The following is a 19663-nucleotide window of genomic DNA, read 5'->3' as shown; positions in this document are numbered from 1 at the left end:
GTGGCTGTTGTCCGGGGCCCCGGGGCGGGGAGTGAGCGGTTTCATAGCGGCGGGGGCGCAAAAAGCGCGGTGAGGGCCGTGCGGGGGCGCGTACGGGCGCGGTGGCCGGGGTGTCCCGCGGCCCGTGCGGACGGGGGCCGGGTACCGCCGGGTCACCCGGTCGGACGAGCCGAAGAGGGCGGTGGCGGCGCTCCTTTTGGGGAAGATCTGGCGAAAGGGCGGCCCGTCGGCTCCGATTGGGCGAGGATGCCGCTTCGGCCCGTGCGCGCGCGTGACCACCGGTACGACAGGACCGGGGACGACGGAAGAACGGAAGAGTCGATGCAGGTCTGGCCGGGACAGGCGTATCCCCTCGGCGCGACGTACGACGGCGCCGGCACCAACTTCGCGGTCTTCTCGGAGGTCGCCGAGCGGGTCGAGCTGTGCCTGCTGCACGACGACGGCTCGGAGACGGCGGTCGAGCTGCGCGAGAGCGACGCCTTCGTACGGCACGCCTACCTGCCGGGGGTGATGCCGGGTCAGCGGTACGGCTTCCGGGTGCACGGCCCGTACGAGCCGGAGCGCGGCCACCGCTGCAACTCCGCCAAGCTGCTGCTGGACCCCTACGCCCGGGCCGTGAGCGGGGCCGTCGACTGGAGCGAGGCGGTGTACGGCTACCACTTCGGGCGGCCGGAGAAGCGCAACGACATGGACTCGGCGCCGCACATGATGACGTCGGTCGTGGTCAATCCGTACTTCGACTGGGGGGACGACCGCCCGCCGCGCACCGACTATCACCGCACGGTCATCTATGAGGCCCATGTGAAGGGCCTGACGATGCGCCACCCCGCGCTGCCGGAGGAGATCCGGGGCACGTACGCGGCGCTGGCCCATCCGGCGGTGCTGGAGCACCTGACGGAGCTGGGGGTGACGGCGATCGAGCTGATGCCGGTCCATCAGTTCGTCAACGACCACCGGCTGGTGGACGCGGGGCTGGCCAACTACTGGGGCTACAACACCATCGGCTTCTTCGCCCCGCACAACGCCTACGCCTCCTGGGGCGACCGGGGCCAGCAGGTGCTGGAGTTCAAGTCGGCGGTGCGGGCGCTGCACGCGGCGGGCATCGAGGTCATTCTGGATGTGGTCTACAACCACACGGCCGAGGGGAGCCACCTGGGGCCGACGCTGTCCTTCCGTGGCCTGGACAACGCCTCGTACTACCGGCTGGCGGACGACCCGCAGTACTACATGGACACCACCGGCACCGGCAATTCCCTGCTGATGCGCAGCCCGCACGTCCTGCAGCTCATCATGGACTCGCTGCGGTACTGGGTGACGGAGATGCGCGTGGACGGCTTCCGCTTCGATCTGGCGGCGACGCTCGCGCGCCAGTTCCACGAGGTGGACCGGCTGTCGTCGTTCTTCGACCTGGTCCAGCAGGATCCGGTGGTGAGCCGGGTGAAGCTGATCGCCGAGCCGTGGGACGTCGGCGAGGGCGGCTATCAGGTCGGGAACTTCCCCCCGCTCTGGGCCGAGTGGAACGGAAAATTCCGGGATACGGCGCGGGACCTGTGGCGCGGCGAGCCGGCCACCCTCGCGGAGTTCGGCTCGCGCCTGACCGGCTCCTCCGACCTCTACCAGGGCGACGGCCGCCGCCCGCTGGCCTCCATCAACTTCGTCACCTGCCACGACGGCTTCACCCTGCACGACCTCACCGCGTACAACGGCAAGCACAACGAGGCCAACGGCGAGGACAACCGCGACGGCGAGAACCACAACCGGTCCTGGAACTGCGGGACCGAGGGAGAGACCAGCGACCCCGACGTGCTCGCCCTGCGCGAACGCCAGATGCGCAACTTCATCGCCACGCTGCTGGTGTCCCAGGGCGTGCCCATGCTCAGCCACGGCGACGAGTTCGCGCGCAGCCAGCGCGGCAACAACAACGCCTACTGCCAGGACAACGACGTCTCCTGGGTGCACTGGCCGCACCCCGGCGACGCGTCCTCCACGCGCGCCCGCCGGATGCTCGCCTTCACCCGCGCGATGGTGTGGCTGCGCCGCGACCACCCGGTCTTCCGGCGCCGCCGCTTCTTCCACGGCCGCCCCGTGCAGGGCACGCACGACGAGCTGTCCGACATCGCCTGGTTCACCCACGAGGGTGAAGAGATGCGGGACAGCGACTGGCAGGCCGCCCAGGCCAAGTCCCTGACGGTCTTCCTCAACGGCGGGGCGATCTCCGAGCCGGGGCCGCGCGGCGAGCCGGTCGTCGACGACTCCTTCCTGCTGATGTTCAACGCGCACGACAAGCCGCTCGACTTCGTCGTCCCCGCCGACCACGGCAGGCAGTGGCAGGTCGTGGTCGACACCGCGAGCGCGGAGGGCGTCGAGACGGATGGGCCGAAGGTCCGTGCGGGGGACCGGCTGACCCTGGCGGACCGCAGCCTGACGGTGCTGCAGCGGCCCGCGTAGGCACGCTTCCTCCGCCGCGGCGGCGCAGCACCACGACGGCGGAGTCCGGTGGTGCCGTGCCCACCGTCCTGGTGGCCCCGCGAGGAACCTCGCGGCAAAGCCACGCCAAGTGGGTACGTACGTTCCCATGAGGCCCCCGCACCGCACCGCGCCGACCGCCACCTACCGGCTCCAGCTCCAGCCCGCCTTCCCGTTCCGAGCGGCCGAGGAGGCCGTGCCGTACCTGGCCTCGCTCGGGGTGTCGCACCTGCACCTGTCGCCCGTCCTGGAGGCCGTCCCCGGCTCCACCCACGGCTACGACGTGACCGACCACTCGGCCGTACGGGCGGAGCTCGGCGGCGAGGAGGGCCTGCGGTCGCTCTCGCGCACCGCCCGGGAGCACGGGCTCGGCCTCGTCCTGGACATCGTCCCCAACCACATGGCCGTGCCCGCGCCCGCCACGCTCAACAGCCCCCTGTGGGAGGTCCTGCGGGACGGCCCGGCCTCGCGCTACGCCCGCTGGTTCGACATCGACTGGGCCGAGCACGGCGGCAAGGTGCTGCTCCCCGTCCTGGCCGGGCCGCTCGGCGCGGAGCTGGGGCGCTTCACGGTCGCCGACCGCACGGACGGGGACGCCGCCGGGCCCGTCCTGCGCTACGGCGACCACGCGTTCCCCCTGCGGCCCGGCACCGAGCGGCTGCCGCTGCCCGAGCTGCTCGACGCCCAGTGGTACCGGCCCGCCTGGTGGCGTCTTGCCCGCACCGAGCTCAACTACCGGCGCTTCTTCACCGTCTCCGAGCTGATCGCCGTCCGCGTCGAGGAACCCGAGGTCTTCGCCGCCACCCACGGCAAGGTCGTCCAGCTGCTGCGCGAGGGGGTGATCGACGGGCTGCGCGTCGACCACCCCGACGGCCTCGCCGACCCCGCGGGCTACCTGCACCGGCTCGCCGAGGCCACGGACGGCCGGTGGACGGTCGTCGAGAAGATCCTCGGCAGCGACGAGCAGCTGCCCGCAGGCTGGCCCGTCGCCGGCACCACCGGCTACGACGCCCTGCGCCGCCTCGACGGCCTCTTCCTCGACCCCGGGGGCGCGGCCGCGCTCGGCGCCCGCTACCGCGACTTCACCGGCCTGCCGCCCGACCGCGGCGGCGACTGGCCCGCGACGGTCCGGCGCGCCGCGTACAAGGTCATCACCCACGAGCTCGCCGCGGAGTCCGAACGGCTCGTCCGGACCGCCGGCCGGATCTGCGAGGCCTCCCACCGGCTGCGCGACACCGCGCCCTGGGCCCTGCGCACGGCCCTGCACGAGATCCTCGTCCGGCTGCCCGTCTACCGCCCCTACGCCGCGCCCGGCCGGCCGGCCGCCCCCGTCGACGCCGCCCTCCTCGACCAGGCCGCCCAGGACGCGCGCGGCGCCTTCGCCGTCCCCGAGGAGGCCGCCGCGGCCGAGGTGGTCCGCGACGCGGCGCTCGGCCGCCTGGGGCAGGGCCCCGACCACCGGGACTTCTGCGCGCGGTTCGCGCAGACCGCCTCCGCGCTGCGCGCCAAGTCCGTCGAGGACACCGCCTTCTACCGGCACGCGCCCCTGCTGTCCGCCGCGGAGGTCGGCGGCGACCCCGGGCGGCCCGCGGTCTCCCCCGAGGACTTCCACGCCTACTGCGCCCGGCTCCAGCGCGACTGGCCCGCCACCGGCACCGTGCTCTCCACCCACGACACCAAGCGCAGCGCCGACGTACGGGCCCGCATCGCCGCCCTCAGCGAATGCCCCGAGGAGTGGGGTGACCTGATGGAGCGGCTGGCGGCCGCGGAGCCCTGCGCGCCCGACCCGCACACGGCGTGGCTGGCCTGGCAGACCGCCTTCGGGCTCGGCCCTGCGAGCCCGCCCGCCGACGGGTCCGCCGACGGGCCCGCCCACGCGTCGCGGCTCGTCGCCGCCGTGCTCAAGAGCGTGCGCGAAGCGGGGCTGCGCACGACGTGGACCGAGCCGGACGCGGCGTACGAGGCGGCGGTGGAAGCGTTCGTCGCGGGAGGCCCGGGCGGCACGGCCCGCGCCGCGCTCGCGCCCCTGGAAGACGCGCTGCGGCCGTCCGTACGGGCCAACACGCTCGGCGCGGCCCTGCTGCACCTGACCATGCCGGGCGTCCCGGACCTCTACATGGGCACGGAGCGCGCGTACGCCGCCCTGGTCGACCCCGACAACCGGCGGCCGCCGGTCTTCTCCGAGGACCGGGCCGGTACGCACGGGCTGTCCGCCGAGAAGCTGCACCTGACGCGCACCGTGCTGCGGCTGCGCCGCGAGCGGCCCGAGTGGTTCGGCGAGGGCTCCTCGTACGAGCCGCTGGCCGCGGACGGTCCGGCCGCGGAGCACGTCGTGGCGTTCGCCCGCTCCGGAGCGGTGGTCAGCGTCGTGTCGCGGCTGCGGCGACGGCTCGCCTCCGGCGGGGGGTTCCGGGAGACGGTGCTGGGGCTGCCGGGCGGGGGGCGGTGGCGCGAGGTGCTAACGGGTACATCCTTCGAAGGGCGTGCCATGCTGGCTGAGCTGCTGGAACACCAGCCGGTGGCGCTTCTCCTACGGAGTTGAGTGCCCGGCCGGGTGCGTTGTCGACTGCGAGTCGTATGTGGCTGGTCGCGCAGTTCCCCGCGCCCCCTATGGGGCGCCCCGCACCGGCACCGGCCCCCCGAACGCCAGCTCCCCGCACAGTTCCACGAACGCCGCCGTGATGCCCGTCAGGCCGACCCGGGTGAACGCGGTCTGCTCGCGGCGCCACGGCGGGTCGACGGGGACGGTCACGGCGCCGGGCACGTCGCGCGCCATGTGCACGGGCGCGGCGACCAGGCCCAGCCCGGCCACCGCCATCCGGACGGCGGTCGAGGAGTGTTCCGTCCAGACGGCCGTACGGGGGCTGAAGCCGCTCTGTTCGCAGACCCAGTCCAGCCAGCGCTTTCCCTGGACGAGCGGTTCGAGGGCGCAGCGCACCCAGTCGCGGTCGGCCAGTTGGGGCAGCGTGACCGGCTCCGTACGGGCGGCGAGGGGGTCGCCGGCCGAGGTGATCACCATGATCTCCTCGTCGCCGAGGGGGATGACGGGGCCGTGCCAGCCCTCCGGGCGGGGGCCGACGGCGATGTCGGCGACGCCGCGTTCCATGTGGTCGCGCAGTTCCTCCGTGGTCGCGTACTCGTGGAGGTGGAGGCGGACGGCGGGGAAGGCGCGGCGCCAGCGGGCGAAGACGGGCGGCAGCACGCCGACCGCGAGGGCGTGCAGCGAGGCGACGTGCAGTTCGCCGCCGGCCGCTCCGGCCGCGGCCTTCGCCGCCCGGCGGGCCTGTTCGGCGCTGCGGACGGCGAGTTCGGCGTGCGGGAGGAAGGCGCGGCCCATGGGCGTGAGGCCGATGCCGCGCGGGCGGCGTTCCAGGAGCGGGCCGCCGACGTCGCGTTCCAGGGCCTTGATCTGGTGGGAGAGCGCGGACTGGGTGACGTTGAGGAGCTCGGCGGCGCGGGTGAAGGACTCCTCTTCGACGACGGCGACGAGGTACTCCATCTGCCGCAGGCTCATGCCCGGCCCCCTGAGTGCTCATGAACCCTGGTCATGGGTTCCATCGAAACATTGCGTTGGACTCATGATCGCTGACGGCGCAGGGTGACGTCATGCGCGAAACAGGCTTGCAGGAAACACGGGAAACAGACGTGATCGTGATCGGCGGCGGCACGGGCGGCTACAGCACCGCCCTGCGGGCCGCGGCGCTCGGCCTCGGCGTCGTCCTCGCGGAGCGCGACCTCGTGGGCGGGACCTGTCTGCACCGCGGCTGCATACCCAGCAAGGCGATGCTGCACGCGGCGGAGCTCGTGGACGGCATCGCGGAAGCGCGCGAGCGGTGGGGGGTGAAGGCGACCCTGGAGTCGGTCGACTGGTCCGCTCTGACCGCGACCCGTGACGACATCGTCTCCCGCAACCACCGGGGCGTGGAGGGTCATCTGGCGCATGCCGGCGTACGCGTGGTGCGCGGCTCCGCGTCGCTGACGGACGCACGGAGCATACGCATCGACTCGGGTGCGGACGCGGGCGCGCGATGGACGGCCCGGAGGGGAGTCGTCCTCGCGACCGGTTCCCGGCCGCGCACGCTGCCCGGCCTGGAGGCCGACGGCACGCGCGTGGTGACCAGCGACGACGCGCTGTTCGCGCCCGGGCTGCCGGGGTCGGTGCTGGTGCTGGGCGGGGGTGCCATCGGCGTCGAGTACGCGTCCCTGCACCGCTCCATGGGCGCCGCGGTGACGCTCGTGGAGGCGGCGGACCGGCTGCTGCCGCTGGAGGACGCCGACGTGAGCCGGTATCTGACGCGGGGTCTGAAGAAGCGCGGCATCGACGTGCGGACGGGGGCGCGGCTGGAGGAGGCCGCCGTCCACGAGGGCGGGGTGCGGGCCACGCTGCGCACCGCCGAGGGGGAGGTGCGCACCGTCATGGCGGAGCGGCTGATGGTGGCCGTGGGCCGGGTGCCGGTCACCGACGGTCTCGGCCTCGCGGCGGCCGGTCTCGCCGTCGACGCCCGCGGCTTCGTGCGGCCGGCCGACTGGTCGCGCCTGGAGACGGCGGTGCCGGGCATCCACGTCGTCGGCGACCTGCTGCCGCCGCCCTCCCTCGGTCTGGCCCACGCTTCCTTCGCGGAGGGGCTGCTGGTCGCCGAGACCCTGGCCGGGCGGGCTCCGCGGCCGGTCGACTACGCCGCCGTGCCGCGCGTCACGTACTCCAGCCCGCAGACGGCCTCGGTCGGCCTGACGGAGGCGGAGGCGCGCGAGCGCGGGTTCGACGTCGAGGTCAACTCCATGCCGCTGACGGCCGTCGCCAAGGGCATGGTGCACGGGCAGGGCGGCGTGGTGAAGGCCGTCGCCGAGAAGGGCGGCGGCCGGCTGCTCGGCGTCCACCTGGTGGGCCCGCACGTCTCGGAGATGATCGCGGAGAGCCAGCTGGCCGTCGGCTGGGACGCGGAGGCCACGGACGTCGCCCAGCACGTCCATCCGCACCCGACGCTGTCGGAGGCGGTGGGCGAGGTGATGCTGTCGCTGGCGGGGCGGGGGCTGCACCAGATGTGAGGAACGAGCGTGCGGCGCACGGCGGGTGAAGAAATCAGTGGACGGGCGGGACCGGGTCCGCGCACCCTCTGCGCAACGATTCCCTTCCGGAAGGACCCCATGACCGACCTGGTCGTCCGCGCGCTCACCGAGCACGACACCCACCTGTTCGCCTCCTTCGACTCCTCGGCCCCGGCCCCCGCCCTCGTCGGCAAGGGCGCTTTCGGCCACACGTACGTGCCCGTCCACAAGGGCGGGGAGTACCGGCCCGACTGGACCTGGGTGGCCCTGCGCGACGGCAAGGTCGTGGCCCGCGCCGCCTGGTGGGGAGGGCCGGGCGACGAGACGCCCAAGGCCCTCGACTGGTTCGACTTCGCCGACGGCGAGGCGGAGGCGGCGTCCGAGGTGCTGCGCACCGCGCCCCTGAGCTCCGAGTACTGCCTCATCGCCCCGCCCGGCTGGCGCGACCTGCCGGACGTGCGCGCCGCCGTCGAGGCCCGCGTCGCGGCCGCCGAGGCCGCCGGGATGCGGGTCCTCGTCGAGCGCTTCCGCTACGAGTGGACGACCGGCTGCCCGCTGCCGGAGCGCACGGGGCGGCTGGTGTACCGCTCCGAGCCCGACGACGCGGTCATCCGCGACGTGCTCGGCCGCACCATGCACGGGACGCTCGACGCCCACGATTCCAGGAACGTCGCCGAACTCGGCCTGGAAGCGGCCGTCGACGACGCGATGGAGTTCCTCCACTGGCTGCCGTCGCCCCGCGCGTGGTGGAAGCTCGCCCACACGCCCGGCGGCGAGCTCGTCGGCATCCACATCCCCGCGCACAACCCGGCCGGTCCGTGCGTGGGCTACATCGGCGTCGTGCCCGGGCAGCGCGGCCGCGGCTACGCCTACGACCTGCTCGTGGAGTGCACGCGCGACCTGGTGGACGAGGGCGCCACGCGCATCGCGGCCGCCACCGACCAGGGCAACTTCCCGATGGCGGCGCACTTCGCGAAGGCCGGCTACCCCGTGAGCCAGGAGCGCATCGACCTGCTTCCGCCCCGGGAGGGCTGACCCCGGGGCACCATGGACAGCACTGCGCTCGCCACGGCCGGAAGGAGCCGCCAGTGCTGTTCGAGGTGTGGGCGCCGCGGGCCGGGCAGGTGACGCTGCACGCCGGCGGCCGGGCGTACGCGATGGAGCGGGATCCGGCGCGGGCCGGCTGGTGGCGGCGGGAGGCGCCGGGCGGGGACGGCACCCGCTACGGCTTCTCCCTCGACGGCGGCCCCGTACGGCCCGATCCGCGCTCGCGCCGCCAGCCCGACGGGCCCGACGGGCTGAGCGCCGTCGCCGGCCCCGGTGGCTTCGCGTGGCGGCACGCGTGGGCGGGCCGGGAGCTGACCGGAGCGGTCCTCTACGAGCTGCACGTGGGCACGTTCACCCGCGAGGGCACCTTCGACGCGGCGGCCGCGCGCCTGCCGCACCTCGCCGGACTGGGCGTCACCCATGTGGAGCTGATGCCCGTGTGCCCGTTCCCGGGCACACACGGCTGGGGGTACGAAGGCGTCTCCCTGTGGGCCGTGCACGAGCCCTACGGCGGGCCCGCGGGCCTCGCCCGCTTCGTCGACGCCGCCCACGCGCTCGGCCTCGGCGTCGTCCTGGACGTGGTGCACAACCACCTCGGCCCCTCCGGCAACCACCTGCCCGCCTTCGGGCCGTACTTCACCGACACCCACCACACGCCGTGGGGCGCGGCCGTCAACCTCGACGCCCCCGGCTCCGACGAGGTCCGCGCGTACCTGACGGGCAGTGCGCTGGCGTGGCTGCGCGACTACCGCCTGGACGGGCTGCGGCTCGACGCCGTCCACGCCCTCGCCGACAACCGGCCCAAGCACTTCCTCGCCGAGCTGTCCGGCGCCGTCGACGCGCTGGCCGCGCGGCTGGGCAGGCCGCTGTTCCTCATCGCGGAGTCCGACCTGAACGACCCGGCCACGGTGACGCCGCGCCCCGCCGGCGGCCTCGGCCTGCACGCCCAGTGGAACGACGACTTCCACCACGCCCTGCACACCCTCCTGGCCGGCGAGTCCCAGGGCTACTACGCCGACTTCGCCGCCGGCCCGGCCGCGGCGCTCGCCAAGACGCTGCGCGGCGGCTTCTTCCACGACGGCACGCACTCCTCCTTCCGCGGCCGCCCGTGGGGCCGCCCCCTCGACCCGGCGGCCACCCCCGCGCACCGCCTCGTCGGCTACGCCCAGAACCACGACCAGATCGGCAACCGCGCCCAGGGCGACCGGCTCGCGGCCCGCCTCTCCCCCGGCCTGCTCGCCTGCGCCGCCGCGCTCGTCCTCGGCGGGCCCTTCACCCCCATGCTGTTCATGGGCGAGGAGTGGGGCGCCCGCACCCCCTGGCAGTTCTTCACCGACCACACGGACCCGCAGCTGGCCGAGGCGGTCCGCACCGGCCGCCGGCGCGAGTTCGCCGCGCACGGCTGGTCCGCCGACGAGATCCCCGACCCGCAGGACCCGGCCACCCGCGCCCGCTCCTGCCTGGACTGGAACGAGCCCGAGCACGAGCCGCACCGCTCCCTGCTGGACTGGCACCGCCGCCTGATCGCCCTCCGCCGCGCCGAACCGGACCCGGGCCCGCTCTCCGCCACGACCGCCGACGTGGACCCCGGCGGCACGGCCGTCCTGCGCCGCGGCACCCTGTGCACGGCCGTCAACCCCACCGCCGCACCGGCCGCACTACCACTGGGCACCCCCCGGGCGACCGAGGTCCTGGCCGCCTGGCACCCCGTGCGCCTCCCCGGGCCGGACGGCGTCCTCCACCTGCCGCCCGCCTCGGCGGCCGTGCTGCGTTGCGACGGCCCCGCCCCGGAGAGACGCTGAAGACGGGCGCATCCGCGCCTCAGTGAGCGCGGAGCCGGAGCGCCGGGTGCGGTGCGCCGCGCCGAGGGGACGATGAGCCATGCGCATGATGCTCAGGGCCCGGCTGGACACCCACGCCTCGAACGAGGTCTACAGGCGCGGCGAACTGGGGAAGTTCGTGCAGGACCTGATGGATCGCACCAACCCCGAAGCCGCCTACTTCGGCCCCATGGACGGCGGCCGCACCTGCACGCTCGTCTTCGACCTGGCGGACCCGTCGCAGATACCCGCCACGCTGGAGGCGCTCCTGCTCGAGATGGAGGCCGACGTCGAACTGCTCCCCGTCATGACCTACGACGACCTGAAGAAGGGCCTCTCCGCACACAAGTGAGCAGGCTCCGGCCCTCCCCCGGCCTCAGCCCTCCGCCGGCTCCAGGCGCAGGGCGATGGAGTTGATGCAGTACCGCTGGTCCGTGGGGGTGGGGTAGCCCTCGCCCTCGAAGACGTGGCCCAGGTGGGAGCCGCAGCGGGCGCAGCGGACCTCGGTGCGGACCATGCCGTGGGAGCGGTCGTCGATCAGCTCGACGGCGGCGGAGTCCTTCGGGTCGTAGAAGCTCGGCCAGCCGCAGTGGCTCTCGAACTTCTCCGTGGAGCGGAAGAGCTCCGCGCCGCACGCGCGGCAGGAGTAGACGCCCGCCGTCTTCGTGTCGGTGTACTCGCCCCGGAAGGCGGGCTCGGTGCCGGCCCGGCGGAGCACCTGGTACTCCGCCGGGGAGAGCTCCGCGCGCCACTGCTCGTCCGTCTTCTCGACCTCGTACGCCATGTCGCTCGCCTTTCGGGGATACGGCTTTCCGGTTCAGCTCTCCAGGCGGGCCAGGATCTTCGGACCGAGGTCCGTGACGTCTCCCGCGCCCATGGTCAGAACGAGATCGCCGGGGCGGGCCATTCCCGCGACGACGTCCGGGATCGCCGTCATGTCGTGCTCGGCGCGGACGTCGGCGCCGGCCTTCTCGGCCGCGTCGATGATCAGGGCGCTGGTGATGCCCGGGACCGGGTCCTCACGGGCGGGGTAGATGTCGAGGACCACGGAGGCGTCGGCCAAGGTCAGGGACTGCCCCATCTCGGTGCCGAGCTCCTGGGTGCGGGAGAACAGGTGCGGCTGGAAGACGACCAGGACGCGGGAGCCGGCCGCGGCGCCGCGGATGGCCTCCAGGTCGGCGGTCATCTCGGTGGGGTGGTGGGCGTACGAGTCGATGACCTGCACGCCGGCCGCCTCGCCCTTGAGCTGCAGGCGGCGGCCCACGCCGGTGAACTTGCCGAGCGCGGAGGCCAGGTTGTGCGCCGGGATGCCGAGGGCCACGCCCGCGGCGAGGGCGGCGACGGCGTTGTGGGCGTAGTGGCTGCCGGGCACGGAGACGGCGAAGGTGAGCATCTTGCCGTTCAGCAGGATGGTGACCTCGCTGGACAGGCCGCGCGGGGTGACCTTCAGGACGCGCACGTCGGCGTCCTCGGCCGTGCCGTAGGTGACGATCTCGATGTCGTGACGGCCGGAGACCCGCTCGGTGAGCTCGCGGGCGCCCGCCTGGTCGGCGGAGATCACCAGCGTGCCGCCGGGGCGGACGCGGCCGACGAACGTCTCGAAGGACTCGTAGATCTCGTCCATCGACGCGTAGTTCGCGTGGTGGTCCAGCTCCACGTTGAGGACGATGGCGACCTCGGGCGCGTACTTGTGGAAACTGCGGTCACTCTCGTCCGCCTCGGCGACGAAGATGTCGCCGGAGCCGTGGAGGGCGTTGGTGCCGGGGCCGTTCAGGTCGCCGCCGATGGCGTACGACGGGTCCAGGTCGAGGGCGTCCAGGGAGACGGCGAGCATCGACGTCGTCGTCGTCTTGCCGTGGGTGCCGGCGACGGCGATCGGGCGCAGCCCGTCCATCAGGCGGGCGAGGGCGTCCGAGCGGTGCACGACGGGGATGCCGCGCTCGGCGGCCGCGGCCAGCTCGGGGTTGTCCGCGCGGATGGCGCTGGAGACGACGACGCAGGTCGCGTCGGCCGCCAGGTGCTCCGCGGCGTGGCCGATGTGCACCGTCGCGCCCAGGGCGCGCAGCGCCTCGGCGGTCGCGGACTCCTTCGCGTCGCTGCCCGCGACCTGCGCGCCGCGCTGGGCGAGGATCTTCGCGATGCCCGACATGCCGGCGCCGCCGATGCCGATGAAGTGCGGTCGGTCCATCGTCGTGGGGACGGCCGGTGCCATGTGCGGTGCTCCCTGTCGCAGCTTGCTGGGTGTCAGGGCCCGATTCTTGCACCTCGCGCCGGCAGCCCCGTCCTCCCCCGTCACACCGCCCGGATCAGCCCCGCCGCCAGGCCCGCCGCGATGGCCGCCGTGCGGCTGTCGACGCCGAGCTTTCCGTAGATGTGGACGAGGTGGGTCTTGACCGTCGCCTCGCTGATGAAGAGGCGGCGGGAGATCTGCTTGTTGGCCAGGCCCTCGGCCACCAGTCCGAGGATCTCGGTCTCGCGCTGGGTGAGGGCGGGCCTGCCCCCGGCGCGCACGCGGCCCAGCAGCCGGGCGGCGACGGGCGGGGCGAGGACCGTTTCGCCGCGGGATGCGGCGTGGACGGCGGCGGCGACCTCCTCGGGCGGGGCGTCCTTGAGGAGGTAGCCGGTGGCGCCGGCCTCGACGGCGGCGAGGATGTCGGCGTCGGTGCTGTAGGTGGTGAGGATGAGGACGGCGGGCGGGGAGGGCCGCGCGGTGATGCGGCGGGTGGCCTCGACGCCGTGCATGCCGTCGCCCATCTGGAGGTCCATGAGGACGACGTCCGGGCGGGTGCCGTCGTCGAGCAGCCGCAGGGCCGCGGCGCCGTCGGCGGCCTCGCCGACGGCCTCCACGTCGGGGAGGTCGTCGACCATGGCGCGCAGGCCGCGGCGCACGACGGGGTGGTCGTCGACGATCAGGACGCGAACGGCCTCGCGGCGGCCGGCGCCTTCCGGGTGTGCGGGCCCGCTCATGCCGCGGCCCCCTCAGGGGTGGCGGCCGGTCCGGCACCGCCGGACTCCGCCGTCGTGGCTGATCGCCGTTGCGGCGGAGACTGATGCTCCGCCCTTGTCCCGGCACCCACCGGCACCGCCGCCGCGATCGCCGTGCCCTCCCCCGGGGCCGACTCGACGGTGAGGGTGCCGCCGAGGGCGGCGATGCGTTCGCGCATGCCGTGCAGGCCGAAGGTCCGGCGGCCGTCGGCGCGGCCGTCGCCCGGGGTGAAGCCGACGCCGTCGTCGTAGATGTCGAGGGTGACCTGCCCGTCGAGGAAGGCGAGGGTGACGGCGGTGCGGTCGGCGTGCGCGTGGCGGGCGACGTTGGCGAGGGCCTCCTGCGTGAGGCGCAGCAGGGCGACCTCGGTCTCCATGGGGAGCGTGCGGGGGTCGCCGTCGAGGCGGAAGACGGCCCCGGGGACGGTGCGCGCGGTGACCCGGCGCAGCGCCTCGGGCAGCGGCGCGTCCTCCAGGGCGGGCGGGGTGAGGGCCTGGACGAAGCGGCGGGCCTCGGCGAGGTTGTCGGAGGCGGTCAGCCCGATCTCGCGGACGCGCTCGCGGGCGGTGTCCGGGGCGGCGGTCTCGGCGGCGCGGGCGAGCAGGACGATGCTGGACAGGCCCTGGGCGAGGGTGTCGTGGATCTCGCGGGCGAGCCGCTGGCGCTCGGCGAGCCGGCCGGCCTCGCGCTGGGCGGCGGCGAGCTCGTCGCGCGTGCGCAGCAGGTCGTCGATGAGCTGCTGGCGCTTGCGGCTCTCGCGGTAGAGCGCGGCGTAGCCGTAGCCGGTGAGGATGGCGACGGCGGCGCCGGCGACGGGGCCGATCACCTTGGCGGCGGTGAGCCCGCCGGGCGCGGCGGCCTGGGCGGCCACGACGGCGGCGGTGGCCGCGGCGATGGCGGGATGCGCCCAGCGGACGGGCAGGGCGCCCAGGAAGAGGAAGAACAGCGGGAAGGCCACGTAGCTGTAGCCGTGGTCCATGGCGAGCAGCAGGAGCCACAGGCCGGTGACGGCGGTGAGCCAGAGCCCGCGGCGGGCGGTGGTCCGGACGATGCCGAGGCCGTAGACGACCGCGAGCACGGCTGCGGGCAGCAGGGTCACCGTGGGCTTGCTGCCGGCGGCGGCCGGGGCGGCGGCGATGGCCAGGAGCGCGTAGAAGGAGCCGTGCAGCGCGAGGCGGACGAGGCGCAGGGAGGGCATGTCGGCGCCGGGCGGGGGCACGGCGACGCCGTCCGGCGCGGGCCGCACCGCGCGCCGGGCGCGGAGGGCGGAGGGGGTCGTTCGGCTCACCCCATCGAGCGTACGGGCCTGCGCCCGGAGGCCCGCCCGCTGCCGCCCTCAACCGTTCGATTGATTTTCGGGTGCACCGTACGGACGGGCCGCGGACCAGTCCTTGCCCTGATGGCGGTGAGGCTTCTGCGCGGGAGTGTGGAGGAGTCCTGTTCAGAGCCCGGAAGCAGAGGAGTAGAGGGTCCTTGTTCGTCGCGCTCCGTGACATCCGTTTCGCCCGGGGGCGGTTCGCCCTGATGGGTGCCGTGGTCACGCTCATCACGACCCTCGTGGTCTTTCTCTACGGCCTGACCGACGGCCTGGCGCGGGAGGCGTCGTCCGCCGTGGCGGGCCTGCCGGCCGGGCGGATCGTCTTCGGCGCGCCCGCCGGGGCCGGGCCGGAGGTGTCGTTCTCGAACAGCTCGGTGGACGCCGCGCAGCAGCGGGCCTGGCGGGAGGCGGCGGGCGTGCGCTCCGCGGAGCCGTTCGGCGTGGCGATGACGCGGCTGACGGCGGGCGGCCGGGCGGAGTCGGTGAGCGTCTTCGGGACGCCGGACCGGCTGCGGCCCGCCCTGCTCTCGGGCCGCGGGCCGGCCGGCTCCGCACCGGGCGGCGGCGAGGTGGCCGTGAGCGAGCGCGTGGCGCGCGACGCCGGGCTGCGCACCGGCGACCGGATCACGCTCGGCACCGAGGAGCTGACCGTCTCGGGCGTCACCGAGGACCGCAGCCACGGCCACGCCCCGAGCGTGTGGACGACGCTCGCGACGTGGCAGCGGGTGAGCCACCAGGCGCAGCCGACCGCGCTCGCCGTGGACGGCGGCGGGCGGCCGGCCGGGGACGCCGCGCGGTCCACGAAGGCGGTCTCCGTCGGCGAGGCCCTGGACGGGATCGACGGCTACGCGGCCGAGCACGGCACCCTGCGGATGATCCAGGGCTTCCTGTTCGTGGTGAGCGCCCTGGTCGTCGGCGCCTTCTTCACGGTGTGGACGGTGCAGCGCAGGCCGGATGTCGCGGTGCTCAAGGCGGTGGGGGCGAGCAGCGCCTACCTCGTGCGGGACGCGCTCGGGCAGGCCGCGGTCGTGCTGGCCGCCGGGTCCCTGCTCGGCGCGGCGGCGGGGGCGGCCGGCGGGGCGCTCGCGTCGGCATCGGTGCCGTTCGAGCTGGGCGCGGCGACCGTGGCCGTGCCCGTCGCGGCCATGGTGCTGCTGGGCCTGGCCGGCTCCGCCCTCGCCGTGCGCCGCATCACGTCCGTCGACCCGCTGACCGCCCTGGGAGCCTCTCGGTGAACACCACCCCTGATCTGCCGCTGGATCCTGCCCTCTCGCCGGATCCTGCTCTGTCGCCGGCCCCTGCCCGGCCGCTGGACCCTGCACTGTCGCCGGAATCCGGCCTGCGCACCGACCCCGCCCCGCCGCCGGAACCCGCCCTGTCGCTGAATTCCGTCACTCTCACCTACCCGGACGGCGACCGCCGGCTGACCGCCCTCGACGCGGTGTCCCTGGACGTGGCGCCCGGCGAGCTCGTCGCCGTCGCCGGCCCCTCCGGCTCGGGGAAGTCCAGCCTGCTCGCGGTGGCGGCCACGCTGCTGCGGCCCGACGAGGGGCGCGTGACCGTGGCCGGGCAGGACACGGGGCCCATGAGCGCCCGGGCCCTTACGTCGCTGCGCCGGGAGCGGATCGGCATCGTCTTCCAGCAGGCGAACCTGCTGCCGTCGCTGACCGCCGAGGAGCAGTTGCTGGCCGTCGCGCACCTGCGCGGCGGGATCGGGGGCCTGCGGGGCAGGAGCGTACGGGCCGCCGCCCGGGAGCGGGCGGCGGAGCTGCTGGAGTCGGTGGGCCTGGACGCGGCGAAGCGGCGCCGCCGCCCGCACCAGCTGTCCGGGGGCGAGCGGCAGCGGGTGAACATCGCCCGCGCGCTGTCCGGCGGCCCGTCCGTGCTGCTGGTGGACGAGCCGACGTCGGCGCTGGATCACGAGCGCGGCGAGCGGGTCGTGGAACTGCTCGCCGCGGTGACCCGGGCGCACGGGACGGCGACGGTGCTGGTGACGCACGACCGGGCGCTGCTCGGCCGCGCGGACCGAGTCCTGACGATGGCCGACGGGCGGCTGCGCTGAGGGCTGAGGGCGGCCGTGCCCCCGGGCGGCGGCCCGGCCCTCACGCCTCCCCGACGTCCCCCAGGGCGTAGTCCTCCTCGTCGTTGTGGGCGTAGAGCTTGAGGACGGGCACGCCGACCTTGTGCCGGGCCCGGGAGGCCCAGTCGCGGTGGAAGAACTCCTCCACCAGGTGCGGTGCGGTCAGCACGATCACCTCGTCGGCGTGGGTCTGCTCGACCACGGACTTCAACAGGTCCAGCGGGTGCCCTTCGACCAGCTGGCCCACGGCCTCGCAGCCCGCCTCCCGGAGACTGCGGAGCGAGTGCTCGAGGGCCAGGGCCGCCGGGCGGAGGGCCTGCTCGCCCTCCGGCTCGTCGGCCTCGTGCACGGCCCGTTCCAGCTCGCCGAGGGCGACGTCGTCGATGGCCCGGAGCAGGCGGTCCTCGGCGCCTCTGGGCTGCATGAGGACGACGAAGGACAGCTCGTCGTCGTGGAGGGTGGTGACGAAGTCGACGTCGGTGGCGGACAGCGGCTGCTCGATCATCAATACGCTCGTGAACACGGTGGGAGCCCTTCTCCTCGTGGGCCACCGGCCCAACGGCCAACAGAAACCATCCTGCGCGTGCCTCCCCTGGGCCCGCCTGTTCTGGTCACGTGCCCCTGCGGGCGCGTCCGACTCAATTCTGCCCACCGACGGGTAACCGGAACGGGATATTCCGCCGATTGTCAGATTCTGTGGTACCGGCTGAACAGAAATCCTCCCTCTTCGAGGAGCGAGGCGAGGACGAATCGTTCCGGCACGGGCATGCCGGGACCGTTCACGATCCGGGTCGCCGTGCCGCCCGCGACCAGCGGCGCCAGCGTCAGGCACAGCTCGTCGAGCACGCCCGCCGCCGCGAACTGCCCCAGCAGCTGCGGGCCGCCCTCGGTGAGCAGCCTGGTCAGACCGCGCGCGGCCAGCACCTTCGGCACCCGCGCGGGGTCCACCCGGCGCCCCTCGCCCGCCACGAGCACCTCGGCCCCGGCCGCGCGGGCCGCGGCGACCCGCTCCTCGGGGGCGTCCGCACCCGTCAGCACGATGGTCGGCACCAGCGGCTCCCGGAACAAGGGCAGGGTGAAGTCCAGGTCGAGCCCCGCGCTCACGATCGCGATCACCGGCGCGGGTCCCTGGCCGAGCGCCGCCCGGCGCGCCGCGAACGCCTCGCGGGCGCGGGCGGGCCGGTAGCCCTCCTGGCGGACGGTCTCCGCGCCGACGACGACGGCGTCCGCGAGGCCGCGCAGCGTGCCGAAGACGCGCATGTCGGCGGCGGAGGACAGCGGCTGCGAGCGCCCGTCGTGGTGGGCCGCGCCGTCGAGCGAGGAGACCATGTTGGCGCGCAGCCACGCCCTCGGCGCCGTGCCGTCGTCGCCGCTCCCGGCCGCGGCCTCCGGGTAGGCGTACGCCTCGGCGAGCTCCTCCAGCTCCCAGGTGCGGTCCTCTGTGGACGAGGAAGAGGGTGAAGAAGGGGAAGCAGAGGCGGAGGGAGACTGCAGGGGCACGGGGAACAGGCGTCGCATAGGCCGCAGTGTGACATGCCTCGCTCTTCCGGCGGCCGGCAGCCGGTGTTCAGCGGCTAGGCTGGATAGCCGTGTCACCCACCACCGCCTCCGCTTCCGGCGCAGCCGCCTCACCGGCCCCGTCGGCCCCCTCCGACGCCTCGGGCCCGATACCCGGCGCCGGTACCGGCTCCCCGATAGCGCTGACCTCGCGCGCCCCGCACGTCCCGGCCGACCGCCTGGTCGCCGAGATGGTGCCGCCGCCCCGCTTCGGCACGGTCCGCTTCGACAACTACATACCGGCGGCCGACCAGCCCAGCCAGGCCGAGGCCGTCACGGTCCTCAGCGGCTTCGCGGGCGGCCTCGGCGGCGCGAGCGCCGGCGGCGGGGGCCGCAAGCGCTGGTTCCGGCGCGAGGCGAAGCCGGCCGCGGCGGCCGGCCCGCGCGGCGTCTACCTCGACGGCGGGTACGGCGTCGGCAAGACCCACCTGCTGGCCTCCCTGTGGCACGCCACCCCGGCGGCCCCGGAGCTGAAGGCGTTCGGCACCTTCGTGGAGCTGACCAACCTCGTCGGCGCCCTGGGCTTCCAGCAGACCGTCAAGACCCTCAGCGGCCACCGCCTCCTGTGCATCGACGAGTTCGAGCTCGACGACCCGGGCGACACGGTCCTCGTCTCCACCCTGCTGGGCAAGCTGGTCGAGGCGGGCGTCGCGCTCGCCGCGACCTCCAACACGCTGCCGGGCAAGCTCGGCGAGGGCCGGTTCGCCGCGGCGGACTTCCTGCGCGAGATACAGGGGCTGTCGGCCCACTTCCGCCCCCTGCGCATCGACGGCGAGGACTACCGCCACCGCGGCCTGCCGGAGGCGCCCGCCCCGTACGACGACGCGACCGTCACCCGTACGGCTGAAACCACCGAGGGCGCCTCGCTCGACACCTTCCCCGCGCTCCTGGAGCACCTCTCCAAGGTCCACCCCAGCCGTTACGGCGCGATGTGCGACTCCGTGCGGGCCGTGTGCCTGACGGGCGTCGAGCCGGTGCCGGACCAGTCCACGGCGCTGCGGCTGGTCGTCCTCGCGGACCGGCTGTACGACCGCGAGATACCGGTCCTGGCCTCCGGGCGGCCGTTCGACGAGCTGTTCAGCGCGGAGATGCTGGCCGGCGGCTACCGGAAGAAGTACTTCCGGGCGATATCCCGGCTCACGGCGCTGGCGCGCGACGCGAAGAAGCTCGTCGAGGCCGAGGCCTGATCCACGGGCTGCGGACGGTCCGGCACCGCCGGGCCGTGCCGCGCCACCGCAGCGGCACGGGCCGCCGCGGAGCAGGTCCGGGCGCATACGGGCGGCCGGCCGCCGCAGCCGCCCCGGCCGGAACGTTCCGAAGCGAAGCCACCCGCTCCCCGCGCG

General features: G+C 74.6%; 16 protein-coding genes. 9 read left to right on the top strand and 7 right to left on the bottom strand.

The genetic code is table 11. The features are described 5' to 3' along the window. The first annotated feature begins 321 nt into the window (after nt 1–321). Together glgX and treY are read left to right on the top strand one after the other, a co-directional pair. Nucleotides 322–2448 carry a glycogen debranching protein GlgX gene (gene glgX / locus B7P34_RS23285; protein ID WP_106679455.1) on the top strand — a complete coding sequence of 709 codons (2127 nt, stop codon included), beginning with the start codon at nt 322–324 and terminating at the stop codon, nt 2446–2448. 127 nt (nt 2449–2575) lie between these two features. After that, the gene (gene treY / locus B7P34_RS23280; protein WP_106679477.1) at nt 2576–5008 is read left to right on the top strand and encodes a malto-oligosyltrehalose synthase; all 2433 of its coding nucleotides are present in this window, start codon (nt 2576–2578) and stop codon (nt 5006–5008) included. A gap of 66 nt (nt 5009–5074) precedes the next feature. On the opposite strand, the gene B7P34_RS23275 is transcribed toward treY, so the two are convergent. After that, entirely contained in the window at nt 5075–5980 is a 906-nt protein-coding gene (locus B7P34_RS23275; protein ID WP_223268139.1) for a LysR family transcriptional regulator, read from the bottom strand. Between the two features lie 131 nt (nt 5981–6111). Here B7P34_RS23275 and lpdA point away from each other — a divergent pair, with 131 nt between their 5' ends. From lpdA to B7P34_RS23255, 4 genes are all read left to right on the top strand, one after another. Then, entirely contained in the window at nt 6112–7512 is a 1401-nt protein-coding gene (gene lpdA, locus B7P34_RS23270) for a dihydrolipoyl dehydrogenase (protein WP_286157505.1), read from the top strand. Nucleotides 7513–7611: 99 nt separating this feature from the next. Further along, nucleotides 7612–8547, top strand: a complete 936-nt coding sequence (locus B7P34_RS23265; RefSeq protein WP_106679451.1) for a GNAT family N-acetyltransferase — start codon at nt 7612–7614, stop codon at nt 8545–8547. 53 nt (nt 8548–8600) lie between these two features. Then, the gene (gene treZ, locus B7P34_RS23260; RefSeq protein WP_106679449.1) at nt 8601–10361 is read left to right on the top strand and encodes a malto-oligosyltrehalose trehalohydrolase; all 1761 of its coding nucleotides are present in this window, start codon (nt 8601–8603) and stop codon (nt 10359–10361) included. A 79-nt stretch (nt 10362–10440) separates the two neighbouring features. Beyond that, the gene (locus B7P34_RS23255) at nt 10441–10731 is read left to right on the top strand and encodes a hypothetical protein (protein WP_106679447.1); all 291 of its coding nucleotides are present in this window, start codon (nt 10441–10443) and stop codon (nt 10729–10731) included. A gap of 24 nt (nt 10732–10755) precedes the next feature. Here B7P34_RS23255 and msrB read toward each other — a convergent pair whose 3' ends face one another. From msrB to B7P34_RS23235, 4 genes are all read right to left on the bottom strand, one after another. After that, nucleotides 10756–11163, bottom strand: a complete 408-nt coding sequence (gene msrB / locus B7P34_RS23250; protein ID WP_106679445.1) for a peptide-methionine (R)-S-oxide reductase MsrB — start codon at nt 11161–11163, stop codon at nt 10756–10758. A gap of 33 nt (nt 11164–11196) precedes the next feature. Next, on the bottom strand, nt 11197–12591 hold the full coding sequence (gene murC, locus B7P34_RS23245) for a UDP-N-acetylmuramate--L-alanine ligase (RefSeq protein WP_106679444.1): 1395 nt from the start codon (nt 12589–12591) through the stop codon (nt 11197–11199). A gap of 80 nt (nt 12592–12671) precedes the next feature. Further along, nucleotides 12672–13346: a response regulator gene (locus B7P34_RS23240; RefSeq protein WP_106679442.1), complete on the bottom strand. Its 675-nt coding sequence runs from the start codon at nt 13344–13346 to the stop codon at nt 12672–12674. Continuing rightward, on the bottom strand, nt 13343–14653 hold the full coding sequence (locus B7P34_RS23235; RefSeq protein ID WP_223268138.1) for a sensor histidine kinase: 1311 nt from the start codon (nt 14651–14653) through the stop codon (nt 13343–13345). The genes B7P34_RS23240 and B7P34_RS23235 overlap by 4 nt, the downstream gene beginning before the upstream one ends. Before the next feature lie 185 nt (nt 14654–14838). Between B7P34_RS23235 and B7P34_RS23230 the strand changes: the two genes are divergently transcribed. Both B7P34_RS23230 and B7P34_RS23225 read left to right on the top strand, forming a co-directional pair. Continuing rightward, nucleotides 14839–15918, top strand: a complete 1080-nt coding sequence (locus tag B7P34_RS23230) for an ABC transporter permease (protein WP_106679441.1) — start codon at nt 14839–14841, stop codon at nt 15916–15918. A 104-nt stretch (nt 15919–16022) separates the two neighbouring features. Then, the gene (locus B7P34_RS23225; RefSeq protein WP_223268142.1) at nt 16023–16745 is read left to right on the top strand and encodes an ABC transporter ATP-binding protein; all 723 of its coding nucleotides are present in this window, start codon (nt 16023–16025) and stop codon (nt 16743–16745) included. Nucleotides 16746–16785: 40 nt separating this feature from the next. Here the strand turns inward: B7P34_RS23225 and B7P34_RS23220 are convergent, their stop codons facing one another. Further along, complete coding sequence (locus B7P34_RS23220) at nt 16786–17286, bottom strand: indole-3-glycerol phosphate synthase (protein WP_106679439.1); 501 nt, start codon at nt 17284–17286, stop codon at nt 16786–16788. Between the two features lie 164 nt (nt 17287–17450). Then, on the bottom strand, nt 17451–18281 hold the full coding sequence (locus tag B7P34_RS23215) for a pyrimidine reductase family protein (protein ID WP_106679438.1): 831 nt from the start codon (nt 18279–18281) through the stop codon (nt 17451–17453). 71 nt (nt 18282–18352) lie between these two features. Here B7P34_RS23215 and zapE point away from each other — a divergent pair, with 71 nt between their 5' ends. Next, nucleotides 18353–19507: a cell division protein ZapE gene (gene zapE, locus B7P34_RS23210; protein WP_223268137.1), complete on the top strand. Its 1155-nt coding sequence runs from the start codon at nt 18353–18355 to the stop codon at nt 19505–19507. Nucleotides 19508–19663: the final 156 nt, after the last annotated feature.

The sequence above is a fragment of the Streptosporangium nondiastaticum genome, from assembly GCF_003011965.1.
GTDB classification, from domain to species: Bacteria; Actinomycetota; Actinomycetes; order Streptomycetales; family Streptomycetaceae; genus Streptomyces; species Streptomyces nondiastaticus.
The sequence above is the reverse complement of the archived record's forward strand: the minus strand, read 5'-3'. Positions and strand labels throughout refer to the sequence as shown.

Coding starts and splice junctions, on each gene's coding strand:
- glgX (WP_106679455.1), top strand. CDS start 322: ATGCAGGTCTGGCCGGGACAGGCGTATCCCCTCGGCGCGACGTACGAC.
- treY (WP_106679477.1), top strand. CDS start 2,576: ATGAGGCCCCCGCACCGCACCGCGCCGACCGCCACCTACCGGCTCCAG.
- B7P34_RS23275 (WP_223268139.1), bottom strand. CDS start 5,980: ATGAGCCTGCGGCAGATGGAGTACCTCGTCGCCGTCGTCGAAGAGGAG.
- B7P34_RS23265 (WP_106679451.1), top strand. CDS start 7,612: ATGACCGACCTGGTCGTCCGCGCGCTCACCGAGCACGACACCCACCTG.
- B7P34_RS23255 (WP_106679447.1), top strand. CDS start 10,441: ATGCGCATGATGCTCAGGGCCCGGCTGGACACCCACGCCTCGAACGAG.
- msrB (WP_106679445.1), bottom strand. CDS start 11,163: ATGGCGTACGAGGTCGAGAAGACGGACGAGCAGTGGCGCGCGGAGCTC.
- murC (WP_106679444.1), bottom strand. CDS start 12,591: ATGGCACCGGCCGTCCCCACGACGATGGACCGACCGCACTTCATCGGC.
- B7P34_RS23240 (WP_106679442.1), bottom strand. CDS start 13,346: ATGAGCGGGCCCGCACACCCGGAAGGCGCCGGCCGCCGCGAGGCCGTT.
- B7P34_RS23215 (WP_106679438.1), bottom strand. CDS start 18,281: ATGCGACGCCTGTTCCCCGTGCCCCTGCAGTCTCCCTCCGCCTCTGCT.